Origin of the sequence: Thermogutta sp. (genome assembly GCF_039793925.1) — a bacterium.
Classification (GTDB): domain Bacteria; phylum Planctomycetota; class Planctomycetia; order Pirellulales; family Thermoguttaceae; genus Thermogutta.
In genome coordinates, this window is record NZ_JBAMME010000202.1 from 13,316 (window position 1) to 33,221 (window position 19,906).

Here is a 19,906-nt window from a genome sequence, read left to right on the forward strand (position 1 = left end):
TGGTACTATTTTGTTTGTTATGTGCAAGTGAAGAGATAATTATGAATAACAATCGGTCCGCTCGGTGAACCAGGGCGAGCACTGGTGGGCCTGACCCGTTATCGACGCGAAAGACCGTTGTGATTCCGGACAACCGTGACTACATGACACCTATGTCTCAGAGAAGGATGGTACAGCGCGGTACTAAATCCTCAATCCTTCGCGGATGAGGCGAATCACCAAAAGGAGGAACGCCAGAAGCACAACCAGCGCAACCAGCAAAAGCGGCAGGATCCCACCCAGTTCAAAGATGAGCGATGCAAACCCCCACACGTCTCTCCAAAACACGATTGTCGCCACTGCCCCCAGACAAAGAAACGGCCCATAGGGTATTTCCACCTCTTGATGGCGAACAATGATGTAGATCGCCACCACAAGTCCCGCGAAAGGGGCGAGAAAGAAGAGAATCAGTCCTGGTTGCCAGCCCAGATAGGATCCGATCATCGCCATCAGGGTCACGTCACCGAACCCGAGCGCCTCTCGATCGAGGACCAGCGTTCCCACAATCCGCACGATCCACGTCAGGCCCGCCGTGGCTGCCATGCCCACAAGAGCCGAAAGCAGCGAGCGCCAAGGCTCTCCCCCGAGGATCCATACGAACAGGATCACGGCCGTCCCGATGAACCCCATCACCAAAAGTCCCCCGGTCACTTGGGACCGATAAAGCCGCGCACACATCAACTGCACGGCTTTCCAGAATCGCCGATGGCGGTACCAGCGCCGGGGCATCAGGGCAAAACACCACAGCCACCAGCAAAATAAGCCCAAACTCAGGCCATGGCCGTGAGGCTGCCCATCCAGCGTCTTCGGCCAGGGTGAAGGCGACGTGAGTTTCAGATAGGTTGCCGGAATCGGTCCTGGGGGAGGGACATTCACCAGAAGCAGCGGAGGCCGCGGCCTCTCCTGCGGCACCGGCAGGTGACCGGCAGGCAGAATGGCGGCCAGAGTCAGACCCACAAGTGTTCCAGGAATGGTGACCGCATCGGGAATCACTTTCTCATCCCAGTCGATGAGTGAGGCCACCAGCATGAACAGCAAGAGGATGGTGTGCTTGATGAATACCAGGAAAAGGACCCGAAATGGCGGCGGAAGAACGCCCGCCGGCACAATTGCCGCTTCACACACTTCCCACCAGTAAAGCCAGGGAAGTCCCGCGGCACTGAGGCACTCCACACAAAAGGGTCGCAACCACGACCAGCGCCCCTGCCCATCTGGAGGAGTCTTTTGAAAGAACCAGCCCAAAATCGGCATATACGCGACCGGATGACGTGGCCCCAGCCGACCCACGCGGCTCCACAGGGAAACCGCACGGGATTCCCAGGCCAGACGATCGGCCGCCCAGGTGGCGAGCGATCCGAGAAGCGCGCCGACCACCACCAGCACAATCATCTGGACGGGAAATGAAAGGGCCGCCCACATCACGGATGCATTCCTTTATCGTCCCTGACAGCAGACCAAAGCTTGAGGATTTCCTCTGCAACCTGTAACGGGGATTTATTCTCGGTATCGATCACCCAATCAGCGGTTTCTCGATAGATGGGTTCGCGTCTAGCGAGAAGTTCAACAATCTCGTCGAGTCCGCCGCGGGCCGTCAGGTTTGGGCGTCGCGCTCCCGTCGTGGGGTCGGTGGTCATTCGCCGATAAATGGTCTCTGGAGTGGCGGTGAGCCAGAAGACCTTTCCGCCCTGGCGCATGGCCTGGCGATTCTCTGGCCGCAACGGCGCCCCACCACCCGCCGCAATAATCCAGCCTGGCCGGGCGCAGAAGTCGGCCACCACCTGGGATTCCAAATCCCGAAAGGCCGGCTCCCCGTCTTCGGCGAAGATTTGGGCGATGGATTTGCCCGCCAGCCGTTCGATCTCCACGTCTAGATCCACCCAGGGCCAGCCGAGTTGCTCGGAGAGAAGTCGCGCGACGGTCGTTTTTCCCGTGGCTCGGTAACCGATCAGAATGATGTTCATTGTCCAACGCAGCCGCAGAATCCGCGCTCGATTCGCAGAATCAAGAAGTCGTCCGTTCGATCTAACCCATCTATGATACCAAGCGGCCACCACCCCAAATAGGCCAACTTTGCCGACAAAGCACGCCCCCAACCGCACTGCTCGGGAGACGTTTGTCAGTCCGAGTTCCAGAGGCAGGCCGATGCGCGTGACCTACCAAGCTGAACTTCGCCAGCCTGGACGTGGCCGGCCCCCGCTTTCTCTCAGCCGCTTTGATTCCGCTTTCCGAACATCCCCTGCCTGCACGGCGGCGCGCCGCATTCTAGGCAGCTTGACAAACAAGCCGTCTACACCGTGCCAACGGAGAGGGGAATACCCGCGAAGATCGTCTTTCCCGGGTTCTTTTCGCGATAGAGATAAAAGGCTATCATGAATCGCCAAAGCTCAAACAACGTCTATCTCCGGGAAATAATCTTCGCGGACGGGAGTGGTCTCGCATACGCAAGGAGTCACCGTTATGGCTTATCAATTGCCTAAACTCTCCAAACCACCAAAAGCCAAACGGAAACAGGTCTTTCTGGTGGCCAGTGGGGATCTTCGCTTATCGGCCAACCAGGTCTGCTGGCCGGCTCAAAAAGCTATGGAAGAGGCTCTCGCGGAAGCGGTGCGCGAAGCAGGCTATGAGCTGGTCCGTGCCCACCCCTACAAGCCGGAAGAAGGGCACGGCTTCATCAGCTCTCAGAAAGAGGGCATGGAGGTGTTTGCCAACATCGATCCCAAAGCGCCACTCATCGTGGCCGAGGCCGTGTGGCAGTACTCGCACCACGTTCTGGCGGGCCTTCTCAGTCACGAAGGTCCGATCCTCACCGTAGCCAACTGGTCCGGCCAATGGCCTGGTCTGGTGGGGATGCTCAACCTCAATGCCTGCTTGACCAAGGCGGGCAAGCCCTATTCGACCTTATGGAGCGAGAATTTCTCCGCTCCGGAATTTCGCAAAAAACTGGCCACCTGGTTGGAAAAAGGTGAGGTGCGTCATCCGCTCAAACACGTGACACCGCTTAAGAAGGTAAAAATTCCGAGCTCCATCAAGCGGTTGGGCCAGGCACTGGCGGAGGAACTGCGCTGGAAGAAATCGATCATGGGCGTGTTTGATGAAGGCTGCATGGGGATGTACAACGCCATCATCCCGGACGAGCTCCTCATGCCGCTCGGTGTGTTCAAGGAACGGCTCAGCCAGTCCACCCTCTATTACGAAACCACTCAGGTCAGCGATGCGGAAGCCCGCGAAGTTTTTCAGTGGATGGTGGATCGGGGCATGAAATTCGTCTTCGGTACAAACCCCGAGACGGACCTCACCGAAGATCAGGTCCTCACCCAGTGCAAAATGTACATTGCCGCGTTGCGGCTGGCCGACGATTTCGGCTGCGATACGATCGGCATTCAGTATCAGCAGGGGCTTAAGGACCTTTTACCGGCGAGCGATCTGGTGGAGGGGATGCTCAACAATTCCGACCGGCCTCCCGTCAAAAGCCGTGACGGCAAACGGATCCTCTACGAAGGGGAACCGCTCCCACACTTCAATGAGGTGGACGAATGCGCAGGACTGGACGCGCTGATGACCTACCGCGTCCACAAGGCGATGGGCCAACCGGTGGAGACCACGCTCCACGATGTTCGCTGGGGCGATTGGGACCGCTCTGGAACCGTGCAGGATTACGTGTGGGTCTTCCTCATCAGCGGCTCGGCTCCTCCTGCCCATTTCATCGGAGGCTGGGCCGGGGCCTCCAGTGAACGCCAGCCCCCGATGTACTTCCGCCTCGGTGGGGGAACACTCAAAGGGATTTCCAAGCCGGGCGAAATTGTGTGGTCCCGGGTTTACATTGACGATGGTCGCCTCTGCATGGACATCGGTCGAGCGGGTGTGGTGGAATTGCCACCCGAAGAAACCGAACGCCGCTGGAAAGAAACCACACCTCAGTGGCCTATCATGCACGCGGTCACCTATGGCATCACGCGTGATCAGTTCATGGCCAAACACAAGGCCAATCACGTGCAGGTCGCTTATGCGGAAGATGCGGATGCAGCAGACGAAGCGGCCCTGGCCAAAGCCGCCATGGCGGACGCCTTGGGAATCCGCGTCAACATGTGCGGAACCCGCAAAAATGGCAAGCCGTGGGCATGAATTGCTCATGAGGGGAAACATTCTGAGCTGAAACATCGTGTGGGAAGGAGTGGACTGCCATGCCAGAAGGGCTCCAGTGTGTCAAGAAAACTGCCGTCATCACAGGATGGGATTTCAGCACCGGGGGAGTCAAATGCCTGGCCTTCGATACCGAAGGGCATGTGCTGGCGGAAGTTCGTTTGCCCACCGATATCTGGTTCGGCGATAGCCCCGCCACTGGAATTCGGGAACTCAACGTCATGCAACTGGAAGGCCAGGCCTATGCTTCCGTGCGGGCGATTGCCGCCGAATTAACCCGCCTGGGGCGAATCAAGGATTGGGTGGCCGGTGGCATTTCGGCAACGCATCACACCTCCGCGCGGATCGATGCCCTCGGTAATCAGGTCCGCCGGGCCATTTGTTGGAACGACGCAACCCTGGCCGAATATCACGCCAAAGGGCTCGCCCGGCTCGGCGGCCAGGAGCGCGTTCAGGAACTCATCGGCGGCCCCTGGGCCATTCGTTACGGCCTGAGCCACCTGGTCAAAGACGAGGTTCACCTCAGCCCTGCGGATTGGCGTCGGACTCGGCGCATCGCCGCTCACGGAGTGCTCGCGGCTGGATATCTCACCGGCAATTTCGACGTCTGCAGCGTTTCTGTGGGAGCATCCTCTGGCATCATGGACCTCCGCACTAACAAGTGGCGGCGGGAAATGCTGGACGCGCTGGAAAACGAGGAATACCGCCGCCTGGCCTGGAAACAACTTCCCAAGATCATCGATCATTACACACCTGTAGGACCGCTCTCCGAAGCAGTGGCCATTCAGGCCGGTCTGCCGCCCCGCGTTCGACCGCTCATCTTTCCCACTTCCGACGATCAGCAGGCCGGCCTGGTTGGCGGTGGCGCCGTGGATGCCGGCCAGGTCGCAGTTATTTTGGGCAATTCTGCTGTGGTCAACAGCTCCTCGAAAGAGCGACCGCAGCGGGGACAGCTCGATGTCATGCGGCTCAACTGGGGCCCCTACCTGTGGATGCGATGCTACAATAACGGGGCCCAATTCCTTGACCAGGTGGTGGGTCCCAAACCCGATTGGGCCGCTCTCGAACAAGCAGCGCGGAACGTCCCGCCGGGTTGCAACGGTGTTCTCGTCCTCCCCTTCGTGAATCCCGAGCCATCCCTCGGCGTCTCTCAGAAAGATGCACAGCTTCGCTGGATCCCACGCATGCCCGAGGAAATGGGCCATCGATTCCGAGCAGCCCTCGAAGCCATCGCTTATCTCATCGCGCTGGCGATTGCCGAACACGAGGACGCCGGCCAGAAGATCACCCGGATCACCGTCTCCGGCGGAATTGCCCGCAGCAACCTGATGTGCGAAATCCTGGCCACGGTGCTCAATCGGCCACTTCTTCGTTTGGAATCCGAAGAGGGGCCGGCACTGGGGGCGGCTGTAACGGCTCTTGCGGCGATGGAGTCATATTTGCGGAAGCAAAAAGGGATTCGTAAGAAATTCACCGTGGCCGACGCCGTTGCCGTGATGGTGCGCTTCCGCGGCACGGTGGAGCCCAATCCAGCCTGGACGGAAAACTACCGCCAGGGCCTTGCCCGCTTCCGAGAAGAACTCGCCCGATTGCGTGGATGACGCAGCGTTTGTCAACGCGCTTGGAGATATTTTTTCCACCTCCAGGTAAAGAGACCGAGGCGTACGTTAGGCGAAAACGATAACGGCGATTTATCAATCGCCCCTACGTAGGGCTGCGTGTTCTGCCGTCTCATCGCGGTGCCCAATCGCATTTCTGCTGCCATTCGTTGGCCGACAGATCAACACGCGGAAGATCGACGGTTTTCAATCTGTATGGGGCTCACCCATTGTTTGTTTGCTTAGGTGATCCACAGGAATGGACGTATCACCGAATGACAGGACGCTGTGACACACTATTCAGTGCCGGTCGTGGTTGGGACACACGAAAATCTGTTCAATGGCACCGCAGAAGTTCACGCAACAACACGCAAAATCGATCTTCCGGCACACCCTGCAACTAACAGTCTTCCCGGAACCTTCGTGGGTCCTCTCATGGACGGCAAAGAGAAGCAAAGCGAAGTGCTTGAAGTTTCTTGATGAGATTTACTGCCGTGCGGTTGCCTATTAGACTTGACAGGCGCCAGAGCAAACGCGCTTTCGCTCTGGCAATGTATGCGTTCGCGGAGGCTCTTTCTCTTACCAGGAGCAAGATCGATGATCGGGCGCGGGTTAATCTTGAGTGTTCTGGCCTCTGCCTTTGCGTGGGTGGGACAGGTGAGTCTCGCAGCAGGCATTGCGTTCCTGGTTTCACAAGGCCCCGGAACACCACTGATGAAGGAGAGCGAAGCCGCCCTCCGTTGCTGCCAGACACTCCGAAATTGCCAACCCATTTATCTCGAGGGACCAGAACGATTTGTCGACGAGCAAAAACAGAGCGTGCGATTGACCCAGTTCGATGTCGTGTGGTGCCATCAGGGAGATTTGTCAACGCTTCCTGCCGATCTCCAAAACCCCGGGACTGTGGAGGCCTTACGCGGCTTTGTTGCCGAAGGTAAGGGACTTTTTCTGTCAGGAGTCGCTGCGCGGTTGGTGGTTGAGATGGGATTGGAAACCGCGTCCATGCGTATAGTGGCGCCAGGACACGATAGCTTTCAGGCGGCATTGGTCCCTGTTGTGAAAGATCATCCCGTTTTTGCGAGCTTGCCTTCTAACCCAATCGGCGTCATTTTTTTCACGTCTGGTGGGTATCCGGCCTTCGCGGATTTTTATAAAAGCCCACGCCCTTTGGCTGGACGGCTTCTGGCCCGCTCTAATTACGCCGACGAAAACCCTCTGGTTGAGTACCGCCTAGGGAAAGGGAGGATTATCGTCCTTGGATGGCGAATCCCGAATTATTCGCTCGCGCACAATGTCCATCGCAAAGCCCTGGAACAACTGACCTGCAACATTCTTGACTATCTTTCCGATAGGACAAAATGGGTGGAGTGGCCAGAACAGCCCCTCGTCACGGGTTTATCCACAGGTTCTGAGATCCCGACCGTCAAAGAGTTGTCGGCCTTGAGAGCCGCTATCGAAGATTTGATGACCAGTTTTGGCGAACGGTACCCAAGGGGTCAGATTTTTCAGCAAAGGTTGAACGAGCTCGTGGCTGCCTGTGATGACTTGCGAAATCAAAGTTCCGTTGATAGCCAATCAATCGCGAAGGTTCGCAGGTCGTTCCTGGAACTGCAACGACAAGCCCTTGTGGATGCCAATCCTCTTCTGGACTTCGATGAGCTTCTCTATGTAGAGAGAAAGGAGCCAAATCTAGGACTGCCCGCAAACTGGGAGAGTCACTCCAGTCTTCCCCCGACGGGGTATGACAATCGCTTGTGTGTGGTTTCACCTCGTCGGGTAAACGATCCACCTCAGCACTTGTTTGAGCCATCTGACGGTCGCTACGTGGGCGATGTTGATGTGCACTTTGATGCCCAGAAGCTCCTCGTCTCAATGCCGGGGTCGTTCAACCGATTTCAGGTCTTCGAGCTTTTTTTGAAACGCGAGAATGGGCGATTGTGTGTCAGTCGAGCCACGGAATTGCCGCTCATTCGGGAACCCGATGTCGACAACTACGACGCTTGCTACCTTCCCGATGATCGCGTCATTTTCACCTCCACCGCACCTTTCGTGGGAGTTCCTTGCGTCTATGGGAGCTCGCACGTGACCAATATCTACCGTCTGGACCCTGATGGATCGATCAGACAATTAACGGTGGATCAGGAACACAATTGGCATCCCAGCCTCCTCAACAATGGGCGAGTCCTCTATCTACGCTGGGAATACACGGACCTTCCCCATGCGCACTCCCGGATTCTCTTTTCCATGAACCCCGATGGAACAAATCAGATGGCGTATTATGGAAGCAATAGCTATTTTCCCAATTCATTCTTTTACGCTCGTGCGATCCCTAACCATCCGACGAAGGTAGTGGGCATTGTCAGTGGTCACCATGGGGTGCGACGATCGGGACGACTCATGGTCATCGATCCGGCGGTAGGGCGGCACGAGGCCCAGGGTGTCGTGCACGAGATTCCACCGCCTGATGGCAAAGTGGAACCTGTCATCCGGGATGAACTAGTTGATGGAGTCTGGCCGCAGTTCTTGACACCGTGGCCACTGAATGAGAACTATTTCCTGGTGAGTTGCAAGCCGTCACCCGAACAGCCATGGGGAATTTACCTGGCCGACGTGTTCGGCAACTTGGTTCTTATTCGGGAAAAACCGGGTTATGCCCTGCTTGAGCCGATTCCGCTCGTTCCCCGTCGTCGGCCGCCGATTATTCCTGATCGCGTTGATCGTTCTCAAAAAGAGGCGCTCGTTTACCTCGTTGATGTGTACCGGGGACCTGGGTTAAAGGACATCCCTCGCGGCACTGTTAAGAAACTTCGACTGATTAGCTACGAATTCAGCTTTCGAGGAATGGGAGGATTGCTGGGAGCGGTGGGGATGGACGGTCCCTGGGATGTCAAACGAATCCTGGGCACTGTTCCAGTCCACGAGGATGGTTCGGCCTTGTTCCGAGTGCCGGCTTACACCCCAATCGCTGTGCAACCCCTGGATGCGGAAGGCCGTGCCTTGCAAATCATGCGGAGTTGGTTCACGGCGATGCCAGGGGAGGTCCTCTCGTGCATCGGTTGTCATGAACACCCCAACGAGGCGGTTCCTAATCTGGCAACCCGGGCTCTCTCACAACCACCCGCCACCATCGATCCCTGGTATGGTCCGCCCAGAGGATTCAGCTTTTCTCGGGAAGTGCAACCCGTTTTGGATCGTTACTGTGTATCTTGCCACAACGGCGACCCCGGGCAATCGAACGCTTTGGATCTGAGGGGAAACGTCCCCCTCAGAGGTTGGTCATCGGCTATCGCTGGGCATGTTTCGGAGAAAGTGGGGGGAAGATTTTCAATAGCCTACGCCAACTTGCACCGCTATGTGCGACGACCGGGGATTGAAAGTGATATTCATCTTCTTTCGCCCATGGAATACCACGCGGCGACAACTGAACTCATTCAAATGCTTAAAAAAGGCCATTACGGGGTTCAGTTGCCACGAGAAGCCTGGGATCGACTGTACACCTGGATCGACCTTAATGCTCCCTATCACGGAACCTGGTCGGAAATTGTGGGCCGCCCGGCGGTGGAGCCGTTACTGGCCCGTGCTCGCGAAATGCGCAAACGATACACCGGCATGGATGATAACTGGGAAGAGATTCCCACCATAACTGTTTTCGGAACAGAGATTGAGCCGTCCCAACGCTCCAGGATGGAAGAAAACGGATTGGAGCCCGTCGGTGATCTCATTCCATCTGCACGTTCCGAAAAAACACACACTCATCGCCACGACATGGCCGTGCCCAAGCTCGCTGGTTGGCCCTACTCGGCGGAAGAAGCCCAAGATCGGCAAAGGAGACTTGGTGACTGGCTAAGAGCGATCACAATTGCACCGGGAGTGACAATTCCGATGGTCAAAATCCCAGCAGGACAATTCGTCATGGGGAGTGTGACCGGGGAGGCCGACGAAACTCCGCCGTGCGTAGTTCAAATCCCGCATGATTTCTGGATGAGCGCATACGAGATCACAAATCGCCAGTTTGCGGTATTTGATCCAAATCATGATAGTCATGTGGAGTCCCTTCACGGTTACCAATTTGGCTTTCATGGGTTGCCCCTCAATCAACCGGAGCAGCCCGTCGTCCGCGTCACATGGTACCAGGCTGTGGCTTTTTGCGATTGGCTGTCCAAACGTCACGGAGTTCGATTCCGCCTTCCCACCGAAGCCGAATGGGAATACGCCTGCCGGGCCGGAAGTGAAAAACCGTTCTGGTATGGCACCCTGGATGACGACTTCTCCGGTTATGCCAATTTAGCGGATAGAAAATTGAGCGAATTTGTCATCGACACCTATATTCAGGTGCGGATCATTCCTAATCCTAACCCGTTTGATGACTGGATCCCCAAAGACCCCCGCTGGAATGATGGGGGGCTTGTGTCGATGCCCGTCGGGTCCTATCAGCCGAATCCCTGGGGCCTTTACGACATGCACGGCAATGTGTGGGAGTGGACGCTTTCCCTTTACAAAAGCTATCCATACTCGGAAAACGATGGGCGAAATGGCAGAAACTCATCTGGATGGCGGGTGGTGCGTGGTGGCTCCTGGTACGATCGCCCAAAACGTTCCACTTCGTCATTCCGCCTCGCCTATCCTCCTTATGCGCGACTCTTTAACGTCGGATTTCGCGTTATCGCCGAAGCATTACCCGAGGCTTCGCCGCAGTCAACGGCGAGTCCATGATCTAATTTCCTGGAGATCAGCTTCCGTGCATTGCCCAGAATTCGCCAATTACCAGGACACGCCATAAGAGGAACAGACTCTGGGAGGCCCCTTCAGCCCGGCAGTGCCCGGTTGAGGGATACAACTTGTCCAAAACAAGCCCCGGCGACAAGAGTTCAGGGGGTATGTTCAAAAACAGGGCGATTCTGTTGCATGCGACTCGCCGTCCGTGCTGCGCGGGTGTCATTCTCTAGACCGTTAAATCGTCAATGGCTTCACGCCTCAATTACCGTGTCCTCGTGCTCATAACAGGGGGCACAGCAGCACAGAAAACGCAACGTGGTCGTCCCAGTGTTGGTGATCTGATGATACACCCCAGGCGGGATCGCGATGGCATCCCCAGGACCAACATCGCGAACTTCATCGCCCACCTGCATTCGGGCAAACCCCTCAAGGATGTAATAAATCTCTTCTGTTCTCACGTGATGGTGGCCTTGCGTACTACCTCCAGGGGGAAGCCGTGCTTCAGCTAAAGATTGATTCCGAATGCACGAATTCCTGTAAGAGAGGAGTTCGCGGATCTCGGAGCCATCCTTTGTAATGAAGGCCGGAACTTCATTGAGGTTTTTCACGTCCATGGTGCCAGTTCCTCTCCGGTGGAAAGAGCAGCCGGTGTTTTCCAGCGCTTCCAGGAGCACCTTTCGGGCAGGCCCACTCACCTTGTCACAGACGGTGTTCTTGGCTCTATCATTGTCAATAGGTGCAAATTCCGCAAGAAACACTGGGAAAGGACATATCAATGTGGACACCCCTGCAAAATAGCCTGGGCGGGCAGAAGTCCCCGCACATCGAATTTACACCCGAAGGCCAGCCGACGGCCGGCCTCAAAGATTTGATGGCCTCTCTCAGTTGGACCGATCGCTTCTTGTTGCGTATCGGTATTTGCTGGGTCCGACGGATCATCATTACAATCGTCGGGTTAACGCTCCTGCTGGTGGGCGTTATCATGATCGTGGCTCCAGGACCTGCCACTGTGGTCATACCTCTGGGGCTTGCGGTCCTGGGGCTCGAGTACGCTTGGGCTCGGCGGTTGCTCAAACGCCTCAAAGGCTACGTGGACGCCGGACTCGCCCAGGGCTCAGCAATGCTGGGATGGGGTAGGGAAACAACGCCGGTAGCGAAAACCGCTTCCCAGGAAACATCCGCAACCCCTTTGGATAATCCTCCGTCAAGCAGTCCCACCGAGAAATCATCCTGACCGCCAATGCCCCGATTCGTTCAGCAACGTCACAAGCAGCCGGTTCCGTTGGAACGGCCGCGGGAACTCATCGTGGCCTGTCCCCCTATGAAGAGTAACGTCAATCTTTCTCGCATCGTGCGGGCGGCAGGTTGCTGCGGCATTCGGCGCCTCATTTGTTGCGGCAACGCGCGGATTCTTCCTGAAATTGCCCGCGACACAGGCCCCGAACTTCAGATCGAGTTTCACCGTACACTGCCACCAGTCCTGAAAAAGCTCAAGGGCGAAGGTTATACCCTCGTCGGCCTGGAACAAACTACTGAATCGACCTGCATTTACGAGTTCACCTTTCCACGGCGATGCGTCCTCGTTGTGGGACACGAGCGTTTGGGCATCGAAGAGGAAATCCTCGCGATGCTGGATCACGTGGTGGAAATCCCTGTCTACGGACTGCCCTATGCCCACAATGTGGCAACAGCGACCGCCATTGCGCTCTATGAATACTGTCGCCAGTATCCCCGTGGATGAACCTTCAACAGGGGAGTGCCCCCATCACTGGCCATTACACGCCCTCCCGATGCCGGACCACGCGTTCCAGCAAGGGCTGAAGTGCGGCTTCCACGTCTGAAAGTCCCGACATAAAGGCTACCTCAATCCGCAGCGCCCACAGCGGAATTCTCCCCAGGTGTGTAAGCCCGATTTTCACCAGATCCTTCTCCGTGCACACAACCGCCTGTGCTTTCGTTTGTTCAGCCCACCGCGTCAGATCGGCGACATCTTCCCGGGTGTACGGGTGATGGTCTGGAAATAAGCGCATTTCTCCCGCGTTCAAATCCACTTGCAATCCTTCGAGTGTTCGTCGAAACGCTTCCGGATTGCCGATGCCACAAAAGGCCGCGATTTTTCCCGGGTGAAACGAGTCGAGCGGCTGTACCTCCCCCGCTGCATTGACCCACGCCGTTGGCTGCTGGCGTATTTCCGCCCAAATGGCCCGGGGATGGAGCTTGGTCACCACCTGCCGGATTTCCTCGCGGCACTCCTCAGAGACGAGATTGGCCCGCGAGAGTATCACCACGTGAGCGCGGCGGATTCCGCGGAGCGGCTCCCGAAGCATACCGCGGGGAAAGACGTGCCCGAATCCGAATGGTTGCAGCGCATCGAGGAGCACAATATCCACATCGCGTGCCAATCTCCGATGTTGAAACGCATCATCCAAGAGGATCAGTTCGGTTTCGAGCTCCGTGATGGCCGTTTGAGCGGCCATCACCCGATCGGGATTCTGAAGGTGCGGCACATCTGGGAGCGCCCATTCGAGGGCTTTGGCCTCGTCATTGCGACTTCCCTCCTCTGCCCCGTATCCCCGGCTGATGATACTCACCCGGACGCCCTGACGGCGGAACCATCGGGCAAGCCAGGCGACAAACGGGGTCTTGCCGGTTCCTCCAAGAGTAAGATTCCCCACCGAAACCACCGGCACCTCCACCTGCTCGGTCCGCAGCCAGTGCCAGTCATACGCTTTGTTGCGAATCACCATCGCTGCGGCATAAACCGCTCCTGCTGGCCAGAGCCCTACACGAAGGAGTGCCGCCTGTAAGCTGCGATCCCGACCGCTGATGATCTGCAAGTAGTTCTCGACGGAAAAAAATCGCATGCCTCACGTTGAAAGAAGTCGCAAGAAAAAAGCCTTACGTGCTAGCACGACAATTTTCCGGCTTTGATGCGTAGAATGGAAAGACCGGCGTGCAATCCGCTCATTCCCAGAGCATTTGATTACATTTCAGGATAGGAATAATTGGCACACTTTCCCAGGACTGCCGGTCAAATTAGACACCTGACTCACACGATGAGCATGAATCATTGAAATCCACTCGTTTTCTTATGACCTTTCCCGTCCCCGAGCATCGATGGAGCGCCTCGTCCGAAGCGACTGCCGCGACAAGCTTCGCTCGGTGGCGGATTCATGTGACGGGCGTTGTTCAGGGGATTGGGTTCCGGCCATTTGTCTATCGCATCGCGCAAAAGCACGGACTGGCCGGATGGGTCCTCAACGCGTCGGACGGTGTCACGCTGGAGGTACAGGGGAGCAACGATCAACTGGCGCGGTTCTGGGAAGAGTTTTTGCATCACCGGCCGCCCGGGGCCGTCTATGAAACTCTTGAAAAAACGGAGATTCCGCCGCTGGCTTTGCAGGAACCAGCCTTTCAAATCCTTCCCAGCCGGGAAGGCGGCGTCCGTCAACCCACCATTCCCCCGGACCTGGCCACGTGTGCCGAGTGTCTGGCCGAACTCCGCGATCCCACCGATCGCCGGTATCGGTACCCATTCATCAATTGCACGCACTGTGGGCCCCGCTGGTCCATCATCGAGGGTGTCCCCTACGATCGGCCGCTCACCTCGATGAAGATTTTCGCCATGTGTCGGGAGTGCGAAAGAGAATACCACAACCCCGCGGATCGTCGTTTCCACGCTCAGCCTGTGGCCTGTCCCGCGTGCGGTCCTCATGTGGAGCTGCGGAGTGAATCGGGAGAACTGCTCGGCGAACGGGAAACCGCCATCCTCCTGGCCGCCCAGGCGATTCGAGACGGCCGAATCCTGGCCCTGAAAGGGTTGGGTGGATTCCAGTTGATCTGCGACGCTGGAAGCGAAGTCGCGGTGCAGACACTTCGTCAGCGAAAACGACGGCCAGACAAACCGTTCGCCCTGATGATGACTGAAGACATGCTCCGGCAAGCATGCGAGGAGCCGTCGGAGGCCGTTTGGCGGTGGTTGCGATCCCCTGCCGCTCCTATCCTCCTGCTTCGTCGGCGACTTCCCCCACACAGCCACCCTGGGGAACAGAACACCGGCGATACCCGCTCGGCCGTGTCGGAGGAACAAAGCAACCAGCCGGCGGTGAACCCGGCCGAGGATTCCCGCACTGAAAACGGAGCCTATGCGGTCGCCAACGCCGTGGCCCCAGGAAATCCTTATCTCGGTGTCATGCTCCCGTATACGGCCCTCCATCATCTGTTGATGCAGGCCGTGGGGCGTCCCGTTGTGTGCACCAGTGGTAATCTGACGGAAGAGCCCATGGCCATCGCGAATGACGAGGCCTTCCAGCGATTGGGGAAGATCGCTGACGTATTCCTCGTCCATAATCGGCCGATCGTCCGGCCTGTGGATGATTCGGTCCTGGCAGAAGGAGAAGCTGGCGATGTGTTCCTGATTCGTCGCGCCAGAGGATTTGCCCCCCGTCCCATCCGCCTGGCTGCCAAAGGGCCTGTCGTCCTGGCCACCGGTGGACATCTCAAGAATGTGGTCGGTCTGGCACTCGACGATCAGGCCATTTTGAGCGCCCATGTGGGCGACCTGGATAATGTCCTCGCCTGGGAAGCGCACCGCCGAGCTGTGGAAGATCTGTTGCGATTCTTTCAGGCAGTGCCCGAGGTCGTGGCTTGCGATCTTCACCCCGATTACGCATCCACGCGGGTAGCTGAGGAATTCGCCCAGCGTTTAAAAGCCCCACTGTTTCGCTGGCAACATCATGTGGTGCACTTTGCGGCTTGCCTGGCGGAATGGGAGACTCCTCGAAGCGATCCCGCGTTTGACGGCGTCCTGGAGGAGCAGCCCGGTTCCGTGGGGATCGAGCACCGCGAGACTGAACCGCTTCCTCTACCGCTTTTGGGCGTCATTTGGGATGGGACAGGCTACGGAATCGACGGCACCGTCTGGGGCGGCGAGTTTTTCCTCTACGATGGACGGTCGTTTCGGAGGGTCGCGCACTTGCGGCCGTTCCCGCTCCCTGGCGGAGAAGTTGTCGTTCGGCAGCCACGCCGTTCGCTTTTGGGGGTGCTGACAGCATGTGGTTTGGCGGAACGCGAACTGGAGGGCCCCGATGGATTATTGAGAAGTTTTTTCACGCAAACCGAGGCTCGCATCCTCCTTCGCACCGTGGTGCGAGGGCTCCAGTGCCCGTGGACATCCAGCGTGGGACGACTTTTCGACGCCGTCGCAGCACTGCTGGGACTCGGTGCGCGGATCAGTTTCGAAGGACAGGCGGCGATGGCGTTGCAATTCGCCGCAGAAAAGGCCTATTTTGCTTCAGTAGCGATGATTCGCACCGACAAACCAAGGATGAGTCCTCAGGCGGTTGGTGAGACGCCTGGCAGCTCGTCAATGCTGAGCGTTCGTCCCTTCACGCTCACAGAAAACATGCCGATCGTGCTGGACTGGCAGCCCATGATCGAATCACTTGTTGCGGGTGTCCATGAAGGTGTTCCTCGCGAGCGGCTGGCCTTCGACTTCCATCGGCAATTGGTCCATGCGGTTCTGGCAGTGGCGGAATACTTCAAAGTCCAGGGGTTGATGTGCTCCGGCGGTTGCTTTCACAATCAACTTCTTCGAAGGTTGTTGGCCGATGCCAGCCGTGCCCGTGGCATGACAGCCTGGTTTGCCCGTCGCGTACCACCGGGAGATGGCGGCCTGGCCCTCGGCCAAATCTGGTTGACTCGCCAGGTTCTGCGAGGGAATCTCACCCCCGGACGAGGCGGTGTTGCTGAAAACGTCAACACACAGTTCAACGAAAAGAATTAACAGCCGAAGCTGGAAAGTGCTTCGGCCAGCTCACGTTGAGGAGTCCCCCATGTGCTTGGGCGTGCCAGGAAAAATAATTCAAAAATATGAACGAGAGGGGCTTCCCTATGCCCAGGTCGATTTCGGCGGTATCGCCAAGGAAATCTGCCTGGCGTACGTTCCCGAGGCAGAGGTGGGCGAGTATGTGATCGTCCACGTGGGCTTCGCCATCAGTCGGTTGGATGAAGCCGAAGCGATGGAGCAACTCGCTCTGCTCCGAGAAATTGAGGCCGCCGGAGAGGAATCCCCCTGGCCGTCGGCTTCCCAGGAATCGGAGACGCCGTGATGAAATATCTCGCCGAATTTCGCGATGCCCAGGCTGTCCAGGCGTGGCTGGAACGGCTCCGCAGAACCGTCACCCGGCCCTGGACGATCATGGAAATCTGCGGAGGCCAGACACATTCTTTTTTGCGGTTTGGTCTCGACGAGTTGCTGCCCCGGGACATCACACTGGTTCATGGACCGGGATGTCCGGTGTGTGTGACGCCCATTGAGCTCATCGATCGTGCCGTGGCCATTGCCTCCCTTCCCGGCGTCATTTTCTGCTCCTTCGGCGATATGTTACGGGTGCCGGGGTCGCAGAGTGATCTCTTCCGCGTGAAAGCACAGGGCGGTGACGTGCGGGTGGTGTACTCCCCTCTCGATGCCGTGACTCTTGCCCGGCGAAACCCTCAGCGGGAAGTCGTCTTCTTCGCGGTGGGATTCGAGACCACAGCCCCGGCCAACGCCATGGCGGTCTGGCAGGCCGCCCAATGGGGTCTGAAAAACTTCTCTGTGCTGGTTGCCCATGTCCGCGTTCCCCCTGCCATCGAGGCCATTCTCAGTTCACCGCAGTGCCAGGTGCGTGGTTTTCTGGCGGCCGGACATGTCTGCACCGTGATGGGAACGTCCGAATATGAGCCAATCGCCCGACGCTACCACGTCCCCATTGTCGTGACAGGCTTCGAACCGCTGGACCTCCTTCAGGGCCTGACGATGTGCGTGGAACAGTTGGAACGCAATCAGGCGGAAGTCACCATCCAGTACCGTCGTTCGGTTCGACCGGAAGGCAATCCCGCCGCCAAAGCACAGATCGAGCGGGTGTTCCAGGTCGTGGATCGTGCCTGGCGAGGAATCGGCGTCATCCCACAAAGCGGCCTAGGGCTTCGTCCCGAGTTTGCGGAGTTCGACGCGGAAAAGAAATTTGCTGCCGCCGACATTCTGGCGGAAGAATCGCCCGAGTGCATCGCCGGGGAGGTTCTCCAGGGACACAAAAAGCCGCCCGAATGTCCCGCTTTCGCCACCCGCTGCACGCCGGAACACCCGCTGGGGGCCCCCATGGTTTCATCGGAAGGCGCGTGTGCGGCCTATTATCGCTATCGGCGAGCGCGCGCAGCCGCCGGATAAACGACACTCGTCCGCTTTATGCTTGCGCCCTTTCCTTCACCGGGCCGAAATGCGCACCCCACTTGGCGGCCAGTTCCCGGCCTTCCTCCAGAAGTTGGGCCAGCTCCTGCTCGGATAGTGGTTGCGGATTGCGGAAATACGCAAGGTCCTGGTGGAGCTGCTCGACACTGTTGATCCCCAAATTGACGCTCGCCACTCCTGGCAGCGATAGGGCATATCGGATGGCGGCCTCAATACGTTCGGGCTTGTCGGAGACAAGCCGGCCGACGGAATTCGGGTTACCGTAGCTCCCTTTGGAAGGATCAGCCCCACCCAGTACCTTCATCGCGATGATTCCCACTTGCTTCTCCCTCGCGATCGGAAGCACATCCTCCTCGAAGTTGTAAGTGTGTCGATCGACGTAATTGACGGCCGCCAAGAGCACGTCCACCTCGCCGGTATTCAGGAATTGAGCAAACCGGCCGGGCAAATTATGACCGGAAATCCCCACAAAACGGCATTTCCCCGCCTTTTTTTGCTTTACCAGCCAGGTGAACACGCCCTCCGGATCGAGAGCGCCTTCCACCTGCCGATTGCCCACACTGTGGTAATAGAGCAGGTCCACATAATCGGTCTGCAGAAGACGGAGCGACCGACTGAGGGAGCGCTCACCTTGTTCCACCGTGTCGGCGGGCACCTTCGTCGCCAGGAACACTTCTTTCCGCCGATTCTTCATGACCAAGCCGACACCCTCCTCCGCCCGCACATAGGCCGGGGCTGTGTCGATCGAGTTGATTCCCGCATCAATCGCCGCGTTGACGACATCAGCGATTTCCTCAATCGATCGCGAATTCCCGCATGGAGCGGTGCCTAGCGTGAAAATGGTGATTTCCTCGCCCGTGCGTCCCAGAACGCGGCGGGGGAGCGGTTCGCTGCTCGCCGATGGGGCAGCACTCAACTGGGTCCTGGTGAGTACGGCAGGAACGAACACGGCTCCTCCGGCAACCGCGCCCGCTTGCTTCACGAAATCCCGACGGGAAAGGGAACTGCGCTTTGTCATGGCTGGATCCTTTTTTCTCAGCACATTGGGGACCCACAAAACCTGGCCAGGATCTTCCCGGATCACTCAGATCACGCAAATCGGAAGAATACAGGTAGCCGCGGGGGTGGTTTCTGCGATAACCGCTGTGTGGGATCGACAACACGCCATTATTGTCAAGAGAAACAAAATAAAGTCAAATAGTAGCAAATAATTACCTGATTGCGGCGATCTAGAGCCGTCTGGGAGCTTCCCGCCGCAACCGTGTGAGGCGTGAATCCGTTAAATTGGTTTCGGAGGCATCGTTCCGAAATCTCGCTGGTTTTGGTCTTTTGTTGGGAGGAGGCTGGCCATGAGTGACAAGCATCACCTGTACCGCTGCGAAGAATGCGGACGCATCGTGGAAGTGGTGGACGCCGGCCAGGGCAAACTCACCTGTTGCGATATGCCCATGAAGCACTTGCAGGAAAATTCCGTGGACGCCTCCAAAGAAAAGCATGTGCCCGTGGCCACCCGGGAAGGTTCCTGTTTTCACGTCAAGGTCGGCAGCGTGCCCCACCCCATGACTGCGGAACATCTCATCGAATGGGTCGAGGTCGTGACAGAAGAAGCGGTATGTCGAGTGGAACTTCAGCCCGGCCAACAGCCCGAGGTAAAACTGCCCGCTACAAAAGGCCCGGCCACCATTCGGGCGTACTGCAATCTGCACGGCCTGTGGAAAACGGACGTGTAAACCGCCGCCGCTTTAACTGCGCATTTAACCGCGCACGCACACGACCCCCGCGAAGGCGGCCACAGCGAGAAACGTAAAGGCAAGTACGAGCTGAAGGGCAACCACGTTTGCATCCTCGACCCAAAGATTTGACACAATCAGAGATAGATGTCGTCCATGGGCAAGCGGAAGCAGTAGCGGAAAGACGGTAATTCCGCAGAATTCTGCTAGGTGAACGCGCTGGGGAGCGACATTTCCGATACAGAACGTACAATTTGGCACCTCAGAGGGCCTGCTCCGTGCAGCAAAGTCTCACCGAGAACACTTTCCCTCACCCCGCTCAAAAAACGACCTCGTCCGGAATGGTGGAATCAGGTATCCTGGGAAAAATAGCCTGAGCTAGCTCGCGACCAATACGGCAGGTCCCCGAAAATTCCTGTGCTCTCCCGAGGAACCCGATTGGTGTGAGAATC

At 57.6% G+C, this 19,906-nt stretch carries 14 protein-coding genes; 9 read left to right on the forward strand and 5 right to left on the reverse strand.

Annotated elements, in window-relative coordinates; genetic code table 11:
• Positions 1–183: 183 nt before the first annotated feature.
• Positions 184–1,458 carry an A24 family peptidase gene (locus ABJK56_RS08000; RefSeq protein ID WP_347244163.1) on the reverse strand — a complete coding sequence of 425 codons (1,275 nt, stop codon included), beginning with the start codon at positions 1,456–1,458 and terminating at the stop codon, positions 184–186.
• Positions 1,458–2,000: a shikimate kinase gene (locus ABJK56_RS08005; RefSeq protein WP_347244140.1), complete on the reverse strand. Its 543-nt coding sequence runs from the start codon at positions 1,998–2,000 to the stop codon at positions 1,458–1,460. The genes ABJK56_RS08000 and ABJK56_RS08005 overlap by 1 nt, the downstream gene beginning before the upstream one ends.
• Positions 2,001–2,496: 496 nt before the next feature.
• On the opposite strand from ABJK56_RS08005, the gene ABJK56_RS08010 reads away from it, so the two are divergent.
• From ABJK56_RS08010 to ABJK56_RS08020, 3 genes are all read left to right on the forward strand, one after another.
• Complete coding sequence (locus ABJK56_RS08010) at positions 2,497–4,161, forward strand: fucose isomerase (RefSeq protein ID WP_347244141.1); 1,665 nt, start codon at positions 2,497–2,499, stop codon at positions 4,159–4,161.
• A gap of 59 nt (positions 4,162–4,220) precedes the next feature.
• Entirely contained in the window at positions 4,221–5,780 is a 1,560-nt protein-coding gene (locus tag ABJK56_RS08015; protein WP_347244142.1) for an FGGY-family carbohydrate kinase, read from the forward strand.
• A 594-nt stretch (positions 5,781–6,374) separates the two neighbouring features.
• Positions 6,375–10,490 (forward strand): SUMF1/EgtB/PvdO family nonheme iron enzyme, encoded by a 4,116-nt coding sequence (locus tag ABJK56_RS08020; RefSeq protein ID WP_347244143.1) that lies wholly within the window; start codon positions 6,375–6,377, stop codon positions 10,488–10,490.
• Between the two features lie 254 nt (positions 10,491–10,744).
• Here ABJK56_RS08020 and ABJK56_RS08025 read toward each other — a convergent pair whose 3' ends face one another.
• Positions 10,745–11,107 carry a cupin domain-containing protein gene (locus ABJK56_RS08025; protein ID WP_347244144.1) on the reverse strand — a complete coding sequence of 121 codons (363 nt, stop codon included), beginning with the start codon at positions 11,105–11,107 and terminating at the stop codon, positions 10,745–10,747.
• 161 nt (positions 11,108–11,268) lie between these two features.
• On the opposite strand from ABJK56_RS08025, the gene ABJK56_RS08030 reads away from it, so the two are divergent.
• Entirely contained in the window at positions 11,269–11,727 is a 459-nt protein-coding gene (locus tag ABJK56_RS08030) for a PGPGW domain-containing protein (RefSeq protein WP_347244145.1), read from the forward strand.
• 6 nt (positions 11,728–11,733) lie between these two features.
• Positions 11,734–12,234 carry a TrmH family RNA methyltransferase gene (locus ABJK56_RS08035; protein WP_347244146.1) on the forward strand — a complete coding sequence of 167 codons (501 nt, stop codon included), beginning with the start codon at positions 11,734–11,736 and terminating at the stop codon, positions 12,232–12,234.
• Between the two features lie 34 nt (positions 12,235–12,268).
• Here ABJK56_RS08035 and lpxK read toward each other — a convergent pair whose 3' ends face one another.
• Positions 12,269–13,357: a tetraacyldisaccharide 4'-kinase gene (gene lpxK / locus ABJK56_RS08040; protein WP_347244147.1), complete on the reverse strand. Its 1,089-nt coding sequence runs from the start codon at positions 13,355–13,357 to the stop codon at positions 12,269–12,271.
• A gap of 206 nt (positions 13,358–13,563) precedes the next feature.
• Here lpxK and ABJK56_RS08045 point away from each other — a divergent pair, with 206 nt between their 5' ends.
• From ABJK56_RS08045 to hypD, 3 genes are read left to right on the forward strand one after another with little or no spacing between them, the layout of a single operon-like run.
• Positions 13,564–16,278, forward strand: coding sequence for a carbamoyltransferase HypF (locus ABJK56_RS08045; RefSeq protein ID WP_347244148.1), 2,715 nt, complete (start codon positions 13,564–13,566; stop codon positions 16,276–16,278).
• Positions 16,279–16,327: 49 nt separating this feature from the next.
• Positions 16,328–16,603: a HypC/HybG/HupF family hydrogenase formation chaperone gene (locus ABJK56_RS08050; RefSeq protein ID WP_347244149.1), complete on the forward strand. Its 276-nt coding sequence runs from the start codon at positions 16,328–16,330 to the stop codon at positions 16,601–16,603.
• Positions 16,603–17,703, forward strand: a complete 1,101-nt coding sequence (hypD, locus tag ABJK56_RS08055) for a hydrogenase formation protein HypD (protein ID WP_347244150.1) — start codon at positions 16,603–16,605, stop codon at positions 17,701–17,703. The genes ABJK56_RS08050 and hypD overlap by 1 nt, the downstream gene beginning before the upstream one ends.
• 16 nt (positions 17,704–17,719) lie before the next feature.
• Here the strand turns inward: hypD and ABJK56_RS08060 are convergent, their stop codons facing one another.
• Positions 17,720–18,742, reverse strand: a complete 1,023-nt coding sequence (locus ABJK56_RS08060; RefSeq protein ID WP_347244151.1) for an aldo/keto reductase — start codon at positions 18,740–18,742, stop codon at positions 17,720–17,722.
• A gap of 331 nt (positions 18,743–19,073) precedes the next feature.
• Between ABJK56_RS08060 and ABJK56_RS08065 the strand changes: the two genes are divergently transcribed.
• Entirely contained in the window at positions 19,074–19,454 is a 381-nt protein-coding gene (locus tag ABJK56_RS08065) for a desulfoferrodoxin (protein ID WP_347244152.1), read from the forward strand.
• The last annotated feature ends 452 nt before the right edge of the window (positions 19,455–19,906 follow it).